This is a genomic window from Pantoea sp. VS1 (genome assembly GCF_002207995.1).
Lineage (GTDB): Bacteria > Pseudomonadota > Gammaproteobacteria > Enterobacterales > Enterobacteriaceae > Pantoea > Pantoea dispersa.
This window is the reverse complement of the sequence record NZ_NHZE01000013.1, coordinates 217,711-231,446: the sequence shown is the minus strand read 5'-3', so window position 1 is coordinate 231,446 and position 13,736 is coordinate 217,711. Positions and strand designations below refer to the sequence as shown.

The 13,736-nt window shown below is 60.5% G+C and carries 14 protein-coding genes; 9 read left to right on the top strand and 5 right to left on the bottom strand.

Translation table 11 applies throughout. From position 1 onward, the window contains the following. The first annotated feature begins 62 nt into the window (after positions 1–62). On the top strand, positions 63–1,355 hold the full coding sequence (gene bioA / locus CBW22_RS07130; RefSeq protein WP_088516311.1) for an adenosylmethionine--8-amino-7-oxononanoate transaminase: 1,293 nt from the start codon (positions 63–65) through the stop codon (positions 1,353–1,355). 67 nt (positions 1,356–1,422) lie between these two features. Then, positions 1,423–1,899: a kinase inhibitor gene (locus CBW22_RS07125; protein ID WP_088516310.1), complete on the top strand. Its 477-nt coding sequence runs from the start codon at positions 1,423–1,425 to the stop codon at positions 1,897–1,899. Between the two features lie 78 nt (positions 1,900–1,977). Here the strand turns inward: CBW22_RS07125 and pgl are convergent, their stop codons facing one another. Then, positions 1,978–2,973 carry a 6-phosphogluconolactonase gene (pgl, locus tag CBW22_RS07120; RefSeq protein WP_088516309.1) on the bottom strand — a complete coding sequence of 332 codons (996 nt, stop codon included), beginning with the start codon at positions 2,971–2,973 and terminating at the stop codon, positions 1,978–1,980. 148 nt (positions 2,974–3,121) lie between these two features. Here pgl and CBW22_RS07115 point away from each other — a divergent pair, with 148 nt between their 5' ends. After that, a complete protein-coding gene (locus tag CBW22_RS07115; protein WP_088516308.1) occupies positions 3,122–3,940 on the top strand; it encodes a pyridoxal phosphatase in 819 nt (272 codons plus the stop codon). Positions 3,941–4,047: 107 nt separating this feature from the next. On the opposite strand, the gene modC is transcribed toward CBW22_RS07115, so the two are convergent. The 4 genes from modC to CBW22_RS07095 all read right to left on the bottom strand — a co-directional run bounded on the left by modC (position 4,048) and on the right by CBW22_RS07095 (position 6,854). Next, positions 4,048–5,106, bottom strand: a complete 1,059-nt coding sequence (modC, locus tag CBW22_RS07110; RefSeq protein WP_088516307.1) for a molybdenum ABC transporter ATP-binding protein ModC — start codon at positions 5,104–5,106, stop codon at positions 4,048–4,050. Then, entirely contained in the window at positions 5,106–5,798 is a 693-nt protein-coding gene (gene modB, locus CBW22_RS07105) for a molybdate ABC transporter permease subunit (RefSeq protein WP_058757855.1), read from the bottom strand. The genes modC and modB overlap by 1 nt, the downstream gene beginning before the upstream one ends. After that, on the bottom strand, positions 5,795–6,568 hold the full coding sequence (gene modA / locus CBW22_RS07100) for a molybdate ABC transporter substrate-binding protein (protein WP_088516306.1): 774 nt from the start codon (positions 6,566–6,568) through the stop codon (positions 5,795–5,797). Before modA ends, modB begins: the two co-directional genes overlap by 4 nt. Positions 6,569–6,695: 127 nt before the next feature. Then, on the bottom strand, positions 6,696–6,854 hold the full coding sequence (locus CBW22_RS07095) for an AcrZ family multidrug efflux pump-associated protein (protein ID WP_021508511.1): 159 nt from the start codon (positions 6,852–6,854) through the stop codon (positions 6,696–6,698). A gap of 117 nt (positions 6,855–6,971) precedes the next feature. Here CBW22_RS07095 and modE point away from each other — a divergent pair, with 117 nt between their 5' ends. The 6 genes from modE (at position 6,972) to gpmA (ending at position 13,691) form a co-directional block, all read left to right on the top strand. Continuing rightward, positions 6,972–7,754, top strand: coding sequence for a molybdenum-dependent transcriptional regulator (modE, locus tag CBW22_RS07090; protein ID WP_088516305.1), 783 nt, complete (start codon positions 6,972–6,974; stop codon positions 7,752–7,754). A 76-nt stretch (positions 7,755–7,830) separates the two neighbouring features. Next, positions 7,831–9,303 (top strand): molybdate ABC transporter ATP-binding protein ModF, encoded by a 1,473-nt coding sequence (gene modF / locus CBW22_RS07085; RefSeq protein ID WP_058775444.1) that lies wholly within the window; start codon positions 7,831–7,833, stop codon positions 9,301–9,303. A 262-nt stretch (positions 9,304–9,565) separates the two neighbouring features. Further along, the gene (gene galT, locus CBW22_RS07080) at positions 9,566–10,609 is read left to right on the top strand and encodes a galactose-1-phosphate uridylyltransferase (RefSeq protein ID WP_088516304.1); all 1,044 of its coding nucleotides are present in this window, start codon (positions 9,566–9,568) and stop codon (positions 10,607–10,609) included. After that, positions 10,610–11,758 carry a galactokinase gene (gene galK, locus CBW22_RS07075; protein ID WP_088516303.1) on the top strand — a complete coding sequence of 383 codons (1,149 nt, stop codon included), beginning with the start codon at positions 10,610–10,612 and terminating at the stop codon, positions 11,756–11,758. After that, a complete protein-coding gene (gene galM, locus CBW22_RS07070; protein WP_058757860.1) occupies positions 11,752–12,786 on the top strand; it encodes a galactose-1-epimerase in 1,035 nt (344 codons plus the stop codon). The genes galK and galM overlap by 7 nt, the downstream gene beginning before the upstream one ends. Positions 12,787–12,938: 152 nt before the next feature. Then, complete coding sequence (gene gpmA / locus CBW22_RS07065) at positions 12,939–13,691, top strand: 2,3-diphosphoglycerate-dependent phosphoglycerate mutase (RefSeq protein WP_010616013.1); 753 nt, start codon at positions 12,939–12,941, stop codon at positions 13,689–13,691. Positions 13,692–13,736: the final 45 nt, after the last annotated feature.

The window sequence follows — 13,736 nt, the reverse complement described above, 5'->3', positions numbered from 1 at the left end:
TCCTGACGATTAACGTGGTTATACTTGTAAACTAAATCTTTTCAAAATGGTTTACAAGACAGATGTTCACACAGGACGACCTCCGCTTTGACCGCCAGCATATCTGGCATCCTTACACCTCAATGCGCGATCCGCTGCCGTGCTACCCGGTGGTGGCCGCGCACGGCTGCACGCTGCAGCTGGCCGATGGACGTGAGCTGGTCGACGGCATGTCGTCGTGGTGGGCAGCGATCCACGGCTATAACCATCCGCGCCTCAATCAGGCGTTGCAGCAGCAGATGGCGCAGATGTCACACGTGATGTTCGGCGGCATCACCCATCCGCCCGCCGTGGATCTGAGCCGCCAACTGATCGCCATGACGCCCGAGGCGCTGGAGTGCGTGTTCCTCGCCGATTCCGGCTCGATCGCCGTCGAAGTGTCGATGAAAATGGCGCTGCAGTACTGGCTGGGACGCGGAGAGACGCGGCAGAAATTCCTCACGCTGCAGCGCGGTTATCACGGCGATACGTTTGCCGCCATGTCGGTCTGCGATCCGGAAAACTCCATGCACAGCCTGTGGCGCGGCTACCTGCCCGAGCATCTGTTCGCCCGCGCGCCGCAGTGTGGCTTTGACGATGACTGGGATGACAACGATATTACCGATTTCGCCAGGCTAATCGAGCAGCACCATCGCAGTATCGCCGCGGTAATTCTGGAACCTATCGTACAGGGTGCCGGCGGCATGCGCTTTTACCATCCACGCTATCTGCAACAGGTGCGGGCGCTGTGCGATCGCTACGGTTTATTGCTGATCGCCGATGAGATCGCCACCGGCTTCGGCCGCAGCGGCAAGCTGTTTGCCTGCGAGCACGCCGGCATCACACCGGACATTTTGTGTCTCGGCAAGGCGCTGACCGGCGGCACCCTGACACTCTCCGCCACCCTGACTACGCGCGACGTCGCCGATACCATCAGCCGCAGCGCGGCGGGCTGCTTTATGCATGGTCCGACGTTTATGGGTAATCCGCTGGCCTGTGCGGTGGCGGTTGAAAGCCTGAAGCTGATCAACGAAGGCCACTGGCCGGCGCAGGTGGCAGCGATTGAACAGCAGCTGCGTGCGGAACTGCTGCCGCTGCGCGACCATCCGCTGGTGGCGGATGCGCGCGTGCTGGGGGCGATTGGCGTGATTGAGACACATCAGCCGGTGAACATGGCGGCGCTGCAGCAGTTCTTCGTGGAACGCGGCGTATGGATTCGCCCGTTCGGTAAGCTGATTTACCTGATGCCACCTTATCTGATTTCTGCCGCACAGCTGACGCAGCTGACGGCGGCGCTGCGCGCTGCACTGGCGGTGGACGGCCACTTTCAGCCCTGACACCGCTGGCACTCGCCGCCATTTTCCACCATCATGGAGAGCAGTACACAACAGGAAAGGAGAGATCATGCGCGTAGTGAGCCAGGATTTTAACGATGGCGATAAAATGCCCGAGCGCCACGTGTTTAACGGCATGGGTTACCAGGGCGATAATCTGTCGCCGCACCTGGCATGGGATGAAGTGCCGGCCGGCACCAAAAGCTTTGTGGTGACCTGCTACGATCCGGATGCCCCGACCGGCTCCGGCTGGTGGCACTGGGTGGTCGCCAATATTCCGGCTGAGGTGACCGTGCTGTCACAGGGCGCCGGTTCCGGCGTGGCGGAACTGCCGGAGGGTGCCATTCAGACGCGCACCGATTTCGGCCAGAGCGGTTACGGTGGCGCAGCGCCGCCGCAGGGTGAATCGCATCGCTACATCTTTACGGTGCATGCGCTGGACGTGGAAAAAATTGAGGTGGACGAAGCTGCCAGCGGCGCGATGGTCGGCTTCAACGTGCACTTCCATGCGCTGGCCAGCGCGTCGATCACGGTGAAATACGCCTGATTGCATAAGGTGCGCATCGCTGCGCACCCCGGCAGAGGTCGCCGTGGATGGCGACCCTGCATGACCGAATAGCGTTCCTCAGTCCAGCGCGTGAATCACTACCCACATCGGCCCCTGACCCACGGCGTAACGCGCCAGCGGTTGCAGCAGGCCACGATCGCCAATGCGATAGACTTCAATGTGATGCGATTTCTGCCCCGCCGCCACCAGATACTGACCGCTGCCATCAATGTTAAAGCCACGCGGCTGAGTTTCGGTCGGCTGATAACCTTCAATCGTCAGCACCGAGCCGTCCTCACTGATACTGAACACGGTCAGCGTGCTGCTGGTGCGGTCACAGGCATACAGGAAGCGACCGTCCGGGGTGATATGGATATCCGCTGCCCAGCGTGTGTCGCTGAAGCCCGGCGGCATCATATCAAGGCTCTGCACGCGCTCGACCTGGCCGTTAACATTATTCAGCGCCCAGACGTCGACGGTGCTGTCCAGTTCGTTAACCACATAGCCATAGGCGCCGTTCGGGTGGAACGCCATATGACGCGGGCCAGCGCCTTCTACGGTGGTCACCTGCGGCTGCGCGCGCGGCGCCAGCGTGCCGTCCGCCTGCAGCTGATACAGGCAGATGCGATCCTGTTTCAGCGCTGGTACAAACAGCGTCTGGTTGCTGAGGTCGATATTCGCCGAATGGCAGCCCTCCAGCCCGTTAATCACCTGCAGCGGCGCCTGCGGCAGGCCGTCGCTGCCAATCGGGCTGATGCTGACGCAGGCATCGTTATAGGAGCCGCAGAACAGATAGTTGCCCTGGCGGTCGGTAGAAATGTGAGTCGGGCTGCCTGGCAGCGGCGCTTCACCGGCCAGGCTTAACGTACCGTCGGCCGCAATGCGGTACGCCAGTACGCGAAAATTCGGACGCACGCCGACATAGAGAAAATCTTTCTTCGGGCTCACCACCATCGGCTGCACCTGGCCGGCCACATCCGTGACCTGCAATAACGTCAGTGCGCCATCTTCCTGCATCTGCCAGGCGTGGATCTGCTGGCTCTCGGGACTGGCGGTATAGACGACTTGTTTCATGCGTTTTCCTTATTCGCTGCCTGATGAAAAACAGTAACTGTAGCGCGTTTCACCGCGGCGCGCTGGGCTGATTTGTGCCCTGCTTTTTGTCTCAGGGCCGCTGGCGGGTGTAGACTTAATGCTTTGCTAACTCCGGACGGAAAGTGTAATGAGCTACCGCGTAATCGCCCTTGACCTCGACGGCACCCTGCTGACCCCAAACAAAACCATCCTGCCAGAATCCCTTGAAGCCTTAGCCCGCGCGCAACAGGCTGGCGTTCAGGTGCTGATCGTCACCGGTCGCCATCACTGCGCGATTCACCCGTTTTATCAGGCGCTGCAGCTGACAACGCCCGCCATCTGCTGTAACGGCACGTACCTGTACGATTACCAGGCGCAACGGGTGCTGGCTGCCGATCCGCTGGAGAAACGTCAGGCGGCGCGGGTGATTGAGATGCTCGATCAGGAGAATATTCACGGTCTGCTGTATGTCGATGATGCGATGCTGTACCAGGAAGCGACCGGCCATGTGACGCGCACCCTCAACTGGGCGCAGTCGCTGCCGGAAGCGCAGCGCCCGCTGTTTGTGCAGGTGCCGAGTCTGGCGCAGGCGGCGCACGACGCGCAGTCGATCTGGAAATTTGCCCTGTCGCATCCGGATACCCGCGCGCTGCAGCAGTTTGCCGAACGCACCGAACGCGAGCTGGGTCTGGCGTGTGAATGGTCGTGGCACGATCAGGTCGACATCGCTCAGGCCGGCAACAGCAAAGGCAAACGCCTGGCGCAGTGGGTGGCGAGCCAGGGTCTGAGCATGCAGGACGTGCTGGCGTTTGGCGACAATTACAACGATCTCAGCATGCTGGAGCAGGCCGGGCTGGGCGTGGCGATGGGCAATGCCGATGACGCCATCAAAGCGCGCGCGCGCAAAGTGATCGGCACCAACCTTGAGCCGGGCATTGCGCAGGTGATCTACCAGGAAGTGCTGTAATGCCAGGCTGATCGCGGCACAAGGCATCAGTCAGGTTGACCGGAAAAAAGCGCGATTAATCGCGCTGATCCGCAGACCGGACGTACCGCGCTGTCGTCCGGTTTGTGTTACGCTGTAATCGACACGCTCTTGATCTGCGCATACAGCCACTGATCGGGCCGGATATTCAGCTCGTCGCGCGCCCACGGTGAAATGCGCGCCCACAGCTCGCTGACGCCGATGCGCAGCTTCACTTCGACCTGGTCGTCCAGCTCCAGCAGCTCCACCACCTGCGCCGGTAAAATATTGCGGATCGAGGTGTTTTGCGGCGGCTGCAGCGCCAGCGACACGTCCGCCGAGGCGATACGGATGCGCAGTACGCTTTTCACCGGCTGATTCACCCGGCTGACCCAGATGTGCTGATCGCCAAGCGACAGCGCGGTCATCGGGTAATCCGGATGCTGCTCCAGCACCTGCACGCGCAACACGCTGCTGCGCTCGGCCGCCGGCAGCCAGGGCCGCATCGCGCTGCTGCCCCACACTTTTTCCAGCGCGCCGAAGTCTTTGACGTTACCGTTATCCAGCACCAGCACCTGATTCGCCAGCTGGACAATCTCCTCCAGGCTGTGGCTCACGTACAGCAGCGGAATCTCCACCTGCTTCGCCAGCTTCTGCAAATAGGGCATCAGCTCGCGCTTGCGTGGCAGATCGAGCGACGCCAGCGGTTCGTCCATCAGCAGGATATCCGGCGCGCTCAGCAGCGCCCGGCCCATCGCCACGCGCTGCTTTTCACCCCCCGACAGCGAGGCCGGATAGCGATCCAGCAGCGCATCCAGTCCCAGCAGCGTCACCAGCGCCCCGAACTGCGCTTTCATTTTGGGCGCCATGCCATACTGCAGATTGCCGCGCACGCGATAATGGGGAAACAGGCGCGCATCCTGAAACACGTAGCCGATGCGGCGTTTTTCCGGCGGCAGATTGATGCCGCTGTCGCGGTCAAACAGCAGACGATCGTTAAGCGCAATCTGGCCACTCTGCGGCTGCGTCAGACCGCTGATAGCATTGATTAATGAGGTTTTTCCTGCCCCGGACACGCCAAAGATCGCGGTGATGCCGCTGGCCGGAATTTCCACATCGACGTTGAGCTGATGCTCACCGAGCTGTTGCGCAATGTTGATTTTCAGCATCAGGCCGCTCCCAGCCGCTTGCGGCCCCAGCGCGCCAGCAGCTCTGAGGCCACCAGCGACAGCAGCGCCAGCGCAATCGCCACCGCGCACAGCCGCGCCGCAGTGCCTTCCGCGCCGGGCGTTTCAATCAGGGTAAACATGGCTGACGGGATGGTGCGGGTTTCGCCGGGAATGTTGGAGACAAAAGTAATGGTGGCCCCAAACTCACCGAGCGAGCGGGCAAACGCCAGTACGGTGCCCACGATGATACCCGGAAAAGTTAGCGGCAGCGTGATGGTGAAAAACACCCGCCAGCGGCCCGCGCCTAAGGTCCGCGCCGCCTGCTCCAGCCGGCTGTCTACCGCTTCCAGTGCCAGACGAATGGCGCGCACCATCAGCGGAAACGCCATCACCGCCGAGGCCAGCACCGCACCGCGCCAGCTGAAGGCGAAGGTCACGCCGAACCAGTCGTACAGCCAGTTGCCAATCAGGCCGCGCCGGCCCAGCGTCAGCAGCAGCAAATAGCCCACCACCACCGGCGGCAGCACCAGCGGCAGGTGAATCAGGCTATCGAGCAGGGTTTTGCCGGGAAAGCGACAGCGCGCCAGAATCCAGGCCATCAGGATGCCAAACGGCAGGCTGCACAGCACCGCCACGCAGGAAACTTTCAGGCTGAGAAACACGGCCTGCCATTCGGGATCGCTCAGTATCATCTCTTCGGCGTAAATCCATACTGTTTAAACACGGCAGCGGCATCCGGCCCCTGCAGATAGTCATAGAAGGCCTGCACCGCTGCGTTCTGGTGATCGCTGACCACCGCCATCGGGTACTCTACGGGTTTGTGACTCGCTTCGGGGAAGCGTCCGACCACCTGCACCTTATCACTGGCTACCGCGTCGGAACCGTACACGATGCCATACGGCGTTTCGCGGCGCTCCACCAGCGCCAGCGCGGCACGCACGTTGTTAGCCGGTGCGAGCCGTGAAGCCAGCGTGTCCCACGCGCCCAGCTTTTGCAGCGCTTCTTTGGCATAAATGCCTGCCGGCACGTGATCCGGATCGCCCACCGCCAGGCGCTCGCCCTTAAGCAGGTTCTGCCATTGGGTCTGCGCATTGATGGTCACCGGCTGCGCGTGAGCGCTTTTTGCCGCCACCAGCACCAGATCGTTGCCCAGCAGCGTGTGGCGCGTACTGCCGATCACGCTGTTTTTCGCCACCGCATCGTCCATCCACTGCTGATCGGCAGAGATAAACAGATCCGCCGGGGCGCCCTGCTCGATTTGCCGCGCCAGCGTCGACGAGGAAGCGAACGAGGATACCACTTCAACGCCGCTTTTTTGCTGATATTGCGTGGCAATCTGCTGCATCGCGTTGGTCAGCGAGGCCGCAGCGAACACAGTAATTTTCTCCGCCGCCAGCGCCTGACCCGACAGTGACACGGTGACCACGGCTGCCGCCGCCCAGTGATAAAGCGTATTTTGCATAGAGAGCTCCAGGTTACGTTATATAGTTGATAATACAACGCGAGCCTGAAAGCTGTCATGAGCTTTATATCGGCAAAAACGGCGGGAAGTTAAGGGCAAAACGCCCGCAGCGTGCGGGCGTTAAAAATCAGTGGTGTGAGCTATTGGCGGGACGGTCGTCGCGGCGGCCAAATTTAGAGATGACGTTAAAGACTTCACCCAGGCCGTAAATCAGACCCAGCATAATCGCCATCACGATGGGCACCATGATGATGGCGACCGCCAGGCTTTTTAACAGTTCCAGCATGGAAACCTCGCGCAAAGAGTAAAAAAGTGATTGTAACGGCTGGAGAAAAAAAGGCACTGCCCTTTTCGTGCTTTTACTTTAGGCCTTACAATTGGCGCATTCACCTAAGGAGCTGACATGCAGGCAGAACTCTCTCTTCACATTCGTCTTCAGCAGAAACTGTTTGCCGATCCGCGCCGTATTGAGCTGCTCAGGCGCGTGCAGGAAACCGGCTCCATCAGCCAGGGCGCCAGACTGGCGGGCATCAGCTATAAAAGCGCCTGGGACGCCATCAATGAGATGAATCAGCTGGCGGATCAGACGCTGGTCGAACGCGCGACCGGCGGCAAAGGCGGCGGCGGTGCCCGGCTGACGCGCTACGGCGAGCGATTGATCCAGTTGTTTCAGCTGATGGAGCAGATCCAGCAAAAAGCCTTTGACGTGCTGCAAAACGACAGCCTGCCGCTCGACAGCCTGCTGGCGGCGATCGCCCGCTTTTCCCTGCAAACCAGCGCGCGCAACCAGCTGTTTGGCACGGTGCAGGCGCGCGATCGTCAGCAGGTGCAGCAGCACGTTGAGGTACTGCTGAACGACGGCGTGACGCGCCTGCAGGTGGCTCTGACCGAACTCAGCGCGGAGCGGCTGCAGCTCGACAGCGGTAAAGAGGTGCTGGTGCTGATCAAAGCGCCGTGGATCCGCCTGACGCCTGACGCCGCCGAGGGCGATAATCAGCTGCCGGGCCTTGTCCACACCATCGAACCCGGCGAGACGCAGAGTGAAGTGCTGATTGCGCTGACGGGCGGTGAAATGCTGTGCGCCACCGTCCCCAGCCAGGTGCTTCGCCAGCATAATCTGCAGCCCGGCAGCGCCGTGACCGCCTGTTTTAATGCAGAACACGCCATCATCGCCACACTGCTCTGATCTGGCCGCCATGATTTGACTTCATTTCGCTGGCTCGCTACAACTGAGCGACTTGATGCAGAAAACGGAACAAATCATGGCCTCATTGCAAATTTCGCAAGGCATATTTCACCTGAGCGATAGCCGTACCCTGACCCTGCCGGACTTAACCCTGCACAGCGGCGAAAGCTGGGCCTTTGTCGGTGCCAACGGCAGCGGTAAATCTTCGCTGGCGCGCGCGCTGTCCGGCGAGCTGACGGCGGCAAAGGGCGAGCTGCGGCAGGATTTTCAGCGCCGCACCCGTTTGTCGCTGGAGCAGCTGCAACAGCTGGTGACGCAGGAGTGGGAGCGCAACAACACCGATCTGCTGAGTGAAGGCGAAGATGACACCGGCCGCACCGCGCTGGAGATCATTCAGGATGAAGTAAAGGATGAGGCGCGGGCGCAGGCGCTGGCCCAGCAGTTTGGCATCAGCGCTTTACTTACTCGCCGCTTCAAATACCTTTCTACCGGCGAAACGCGCAAAACGCTGCTGTGTCAGGCGCTGATGGCGCAGCCGGATTTGCTGATTCTCGACGAACCTTTTGATGGTCTGGATGTGGCATCGCGCGCCAGCCTCGCCGATACGCTGCATCAGCTGCATCGCGACGGCTACACCGTGGTGCTGGTGCTGAACCGCTTTGACGACATCCCGGATTTTGTCCAGCAGGTCGGCGTGCTGGCGGAGTGCACGCTGACGCACGTGGGCGCGCGCCAGGCGATTCTTGCCGAAGCGCTGGTGGCGCAGCTGGCGCACAGCGAACGCCTGCAGGGCATGGCGCTGCCGGAGCCGGACCAGCCGGATCAGCTGCCGCAGCTGGCGGCAGATGCGCCGCGCGTTATCCTGCGCAACGGCGTGGTGTCGTATAACGATCACGCGGTGATCGACGGCCTGAACTGGCAGGTCAATCCCGGCGAGCACTGGCAGATCATCGGACCCAACGGCGCGGGTAAATCGACCCTGCTTAGCCTGGTCACCGGCGATCATCCGCAGGGCTACAGCAATGATTTAACGCTGTTTGGTATTCGCCGCGGCAGCGGTGAAACCATCTGGGACATCAAGCAGCATATCGGTTACGTCAGCAGCAGCCTGCATCTGGATTACCGCGTCAGCTGTAACGTGCGTACGGTGATCCTCTCAGGCTTTTTTGATTCGATCGGTCTGTATCAGGCGGTATCGGATCGGCAGAAAGCGCTGGCGCGCCAGTGGCTGGCGCTGCTTGGCATGGACAATGCGCTGGCCGATGCGCCGTTTCATAGCCTGTCGTGGGGCCAGCAGCGGCTGGTGCTGATTGCGCGCGCGCTGGTGAAGCACCCGACGCTGTTAATCCTGGATGAGCCGCTGCAGGGGCTCGATCCCATTAACCGCCAGCTGGTGCGCCGCTTTGTGGATGTGCTGATCGGCGAAGGCCGTACTCAGCTGATGTTTGTGTCCCACCACGCCGAGGACGCGCCGCAGTGCATCACCCACCGCCTGAGTTTTGTAAAACAGGGCGCGGGCTATGCTTATCAGCAGGAGACGTTGCGTTAGTTTTCATTCATGAGCGGGTCGCCATCCATGGCGGCCCGGCAGCTACAGTACGCATCTGACAGATTTCTTCCCCTAAAAATGTAACCGCTACCACTAGCCTGCCGCATTATTCAGCAAACGCTGCGCATAAACCCACAAAATGAGAATCGTCACCTTGTGTAAACGATACCATTTATCCAGACTGGATCACGCTTTCAGCGCCACCGTTATGCTACGTTGAAGGCAGTGACTTTCTTCTGTTTGCCGATTACCAGGACTTGTTATGCAAAAATTTAACCCGGTCGATCATCCGCATCGCCGTTATAACCCGTTGATCGATCAATGGGTGCTGGTGTCACCGCATCGCGCCAAACGTCCGTGGCAGGGTGCGCAGGAGACGCCGGCGCTGGAGCAACTGCCCGCACACGATCCGGACTGCTTCCTGTGCGCCGGTAATACCCGTATCACCGGCGACAAAAATCCCGATTACAAAAGCACTTACGTATTCACCAATGACTTTGCCGCGCTGATGACCGATACGCCGGACGCGCCGCAGAGCGATGATGTGCTGATGCGCTGTGAAGGCGCGCGCGGTACCAGCCGGGTGATCTGCTTCTCACCGGATCACAGCAAAACCCTGCCCGAACTGCCGTTGCACAACTTGCAGGACATCGTGCTTACCTGGCAGGAGCAGACCGCTGAACTCGGTCAGCACTATCCATGGGTGCAGGTGTTTGAAAACAAAGGCGCAGCGATGGGCTGCTCAAATCCGCATCCGCACGGTCAGGTGTGGGCCAACAGTTTTCTGCCGAATGAAGCGCAAAAAGAGGATGACAACCAGCGCCGCTACTTTGCTGATAAAGGCACGCCGCTGCTGGTGGATTACGTAGCGCGCGAACTGCAGGACGGCAGCCGTACCGTGGTTGAAACCGATCACTGGCTGGCGGTGGTGCCGTGGTGGGCGGCCTGGCCGTTTGAAACTCTGCTGCTGCCTAAAACGCACGTGAAACGTATTACCGATCTTAACGAGGCGCAGCGCACCGATCTGGCGCTGGCGCTCAAGCAGCTCACCAGCCGTTACGACAATCTGTTCCAGTGCTCGTTCCCCTATTCGATGGGCTGGCACGGCGCGCCGTTTAACGGCGAAGCCAACGATCACTGGCAGCTGCACGCGCACTTCTATCCCCCGCTGCTGCGCTCCGCGACGGTACGAAAATTTATGGTTGGCTACGAGATGCTGGCCGAGACCCAACGTGATTTAACGGCGGAACAGGCAGCAGAACGTCTGCGCTCTGTCAGCGCTATCCATTTCCGCGAGGAACAATAAATGTCTTTAAAATTGATCACTCAACAGGTTTTCGCTGACACCTTCGGCTACGCGCCGAGCCACAGCATTCAGGCACCGGGCCGGGTGAACCTGATCGGCGAGCATACCGATTACAACGACGGCTTCGTGCTGCCCTGCGCTATCGATTATCAGACCGTGATTGCCTGCGCCCGCCGCGACGATCGCCAGGTGCGCGTGGTGGCGGTGGATTACGACAATCAGCAGGATAGCTTCTCGCTGGATGCGCCGATTGAGCCGCTCAGCGAACCGATGTGGGCCAATTACGTGCGCGGCGTGGTGAAACATCTGCAGCAGCGCGACGCCAGCTTTGGCGGCGTGGATATGGTGATCAGCGGCAACGTGCCGCAGGGTGCCGGTCTCAGCTCGTCCGCCTCGCTGGAAGTGGCGGTGGGCACCGTGTTCCAGCAGCTGTATCAGCTGAAGCTCGACGGCGCAGCGATTGCCGTTAACGGGCAGGAAGCGGAGAACCAGTTTGTTGGCTGCAACTGCGGCATCATGGATCAGCTGATTTCAGCGCTCGGCCAGCAGGATCACGCCATGCTGCTGGACTGCCGCACGCTGGGCACGCGCGCCGTATCCATGCCGGAGGATGTCGCGGTAGTGATCATCAACTCGAACTTCCGCCGTAATCTGGTGGGCAGCGAATACAATACCCGCCGCGAGCAGTGCGAAACCGGTGCACGCTTCTTCAACAAAAAGGCGCTGCGCGACGTGACGCTGGAGGAGTTTACGGCGGCAGAACAGCAGCTCGATCCGCTGGTGGCCAAACGCGTGCGTCACGTGATCACCGAAAACGCCCGGACGCTGGAAGCCGCGGACGCGCTGAGCAGCGGCGATCTGCAACGCATGGGTGAGCTGATGGCCGCCTCGCACGCCTCAATGCGCGACGATTTTGAGATCACCGTACCGCCCATCGATCAGCTGGTGGAGATTGTTAAAGCGGAAATCGGCCCGCGCGGCGGCGTGCGTATGACCGGCGGCGGCTTCGGTGGCTGTATTGTCGCCCTGATGCCAACCGATCTGGTCGATCAGGTGAAAGCGGCGGTGGCGCAGCAGTACGAAGCGCAGACCGGCATCAAAGAGACCTTTTACGTGTGCAAAGCCTCAGCAGGAGCCGGCCAATGGTAAGCGACGTCAACTCTCATGCGCCGGACGGCCAGCCGTGGCGCATCACCGTGCTGCGCAACCGCAACGGCATGGTCGCCACCTTTATGGACTGGGGCGCCACCTGGCTGTCGGCGCGCGTGCCGATGCAGGACGGCAGCGTGCGCGAAGCGCTGCTCGGCTGCGCCACGCCGTCCGACTATCTGCATCAGGATGCTTATCTCGGTGCCACCATCGGGCGTTACGCGAACCGCATCGCCTTCGCTGAGCTGAAGCCGCTTAACCGGCTGCTGGCGGCCAATCAGGGTCCGCACCAGCTGCATGGCGGGCCGCAGGGTTTCGACAAGCGCCGCTGGCAGATCCTCAGCCAGAGCGACAGCGAAGTGCACTATCGTCTTGATTCGCCGGACGGCGACCAGGGCTACCCCGGCAATCTGATTGCCGATGTGATTTATCAGCTCGATGACGATAACTGCCTGTCGATTCGCTATGAAGCGCAGACCGATCAGGCCTGTCCGGTCAACCTGACCAACCATGCTTACTTCAACCTTGATGCGCATCATGGCGACGCGCGCCAGCATCGCTTACAACTGCAGGCCGATCGTTATCTGCCGGTGGACAGCGCAGGCATTCCCAATGCGCCGCTGAAAGCGGTAGACGGTACCAGCTTTGATTTCCGCCAGCCGAAACGCGTGGCGGATGAGTTCCTGGCCGACGACGATCAGCGCGCGGTGAAAGGTTACGATCACGCGTTTCTGCTCACCACCGCCGGTGACAGCAGCCAGCCTGCTGCGCAGCTGTGGTCAGCGGACGACAAACTTAGCGTGAGCGTGTTCACCGCCGCGCCGGCGCTGCAGTTCTACTCCGGCAACTATCTGGAGGGAACGCGCGCCCGTGAACAGGGCAGCTATACTGCTTTCCAGGGCATCGCTCTGGAGAGTGAGTTTTTACCGGATTCGCCCAACCATAGCGAGTGGCCGCAGCCTGATTGCTGGCTGCAGCCCGGCGACACATGGCACTCCGTGACGCGTTATCGCTTCACCCCGCACTAAGCGCCGGTTGAAAAACGCGCACTGCGGTGCCGACAGGCTTACGCCGTGCGCTGTTTTCCGCTATGGTATGGCGCTATCAGTGTGCCGCTGAAATCAGCGGCCGCAGCCGGTTTCTATCATCATCGAAACATTAAGCATTAAGGAGTAAAGCTATGGCCGTAACTAAGCTGGTTCTGGTGCGCCACGGCGAAAGCCAGTGGAATCAGGAAAACCGCTTCACCGGATGGTACGACGTGGATCTGTCCGACAAGGGTCGCACCGAAGCCAAAGCAGCCGGTCAGCTGCTGAAAAAAGAAGGTTTCGTGTTTGATTTTGCCTACACCTCAGTGCTGAAGCGTGCTATCCACACTCTGTGGAACGTGCTGGATGAGCTGGATCAGGCCTGGCTGCCGGTCGAGAAAACCTGGCGTCTGAACGAGCGTCACTACGGTGCGCTGCAGGGTCTGGACAAAGCGGAAACCGCCGCCAAATACGGCGACGATCAGGTGAAACAGTGGCGCCGCGGCTTCGCCGTTACGCCGCCAGAGCTGGATCGTAACGACGAGCGTTTCCCGGGCCACGACCCGCGCTACAAATCCCTGACCGACGCGCAGCTGCCGACCACCGAAAGCCTGGCACTGACCATCGATCGCGTGATCCCATTCTGGAACGAAAGCATTCTGCCGCGCATCAAGAGCGGTGAGAAAGTGATCGTTGCCGCGCACGGTAACTCACTGCGCGCGCTGGTGAAATACCTCGATAACATGAGCGAAGATGAGATCCTCGAACTGAACATCCCAACCGGCGTACCGCTGGTGTATGAGTTCGACGAGAACTTCAAGCCAATCAAACATTACTATCTGGGTGATGCCGACGAGATCGCAGCGAAAGCCGCCGCCGTTGCTAACCAGGGTAAAGCGAAGTAAGTTCACGCTGAAACGCAAAAGGCCAGACGCGAGTCTGGCCTTTTT

Bases quoted from the DNA above. Each gene is read 5' to 3' on its own strand.
- bioA (WP_088516311.1), top strand. From the start codon at position 63: ATGTTCACACAGGACGACCTCCGCTTTGACCGCCAGCATATCTGGCAT.
- CBW22_RS07125 (WP_088516310.1), top strand. From the start codon at position 1,423: ATGCGCGTAGTGAGCCAGGATTTTAACGATGGCGATAAAATGCCCGAG.
- pgl (WP_088516309.1), bottom strand. From the start codon at position 2,973: ATGAAACAAGTCGTCTATACCGCCAGTCCCGAGAGCCAGCAGATCCAC.
- CBW22_RS07115 (WP_088516308.1), top strand. From the start codon at position 3,122: ATGAGCTACCGCGTAATCGCCCTTGACCTCGACGGCACCCTGCTGACC.
- modC (WP_088516307.1), bottom strand. From the start codon at position 5,106: ATGCTGAAAATCAACATTGCGCAACAGCTCGGTGAGCATCAGCTCAAC.
- modB (WP_058757855.1), bottom strand. From the start codon at position 5,798: ATGATACTGAGCGATCCCGAATGGCAGGCCGTGTTTCTCAGCCTGAAA.
- modA (WP_088516306.1), bottom strand. From the start codon at position 6,568: ATGCAAAATACGCTTTATCACTGGGCGGCGGCAGCCGTGGTCACCGTG.
- CBW22_RS07095 (WP_021508511.1), bottom strand. From the start codon at position 6,854: ATGCTGGAACTGTTAAAAAGCCTGGCGGTCGCCATCATCATGGTGCCC.
- modE (WP_088516305.1), top strand. From the start codon at position 6,972: ATGCAGGCAGAACTCTCTCTTCACATTCGTCTTCAGCAGAAACTGTTT.
- modF (WP_058775444.1), top strand. From the start codon at position 7,831: ATGGCCTCATTGCAAATTTCGCAAGGCATATTTCACCTGAGCGATAGC.
- galT (WP_088516304.1), top strand. From the start codon at position 9,566: ATGCAAAAATTTAACCCGGTCGATCATCCGCATCGCCGTTATAACCCG.
- galK (WP_088516303.1), top strand. From the start codon at position 10,610: ATGTCTTTAAAATTGATCACTCAACAGGTTTTCGCTGACACCTTCGGC.
- galM (WP_058757860.1), top strand. From the start codon at position 11,752: ATGGTAAGCGACGTCAACTCTCATGCGCCGGACGGCCAGCCGTGGCGC.
- gpmA (WP_010616013.1), top strand. From the start codon at position 12,939: ATGGCCGTAACTAAGCTGGTTCTGGTGCGCCACGGCGAAAGCCAGTGG.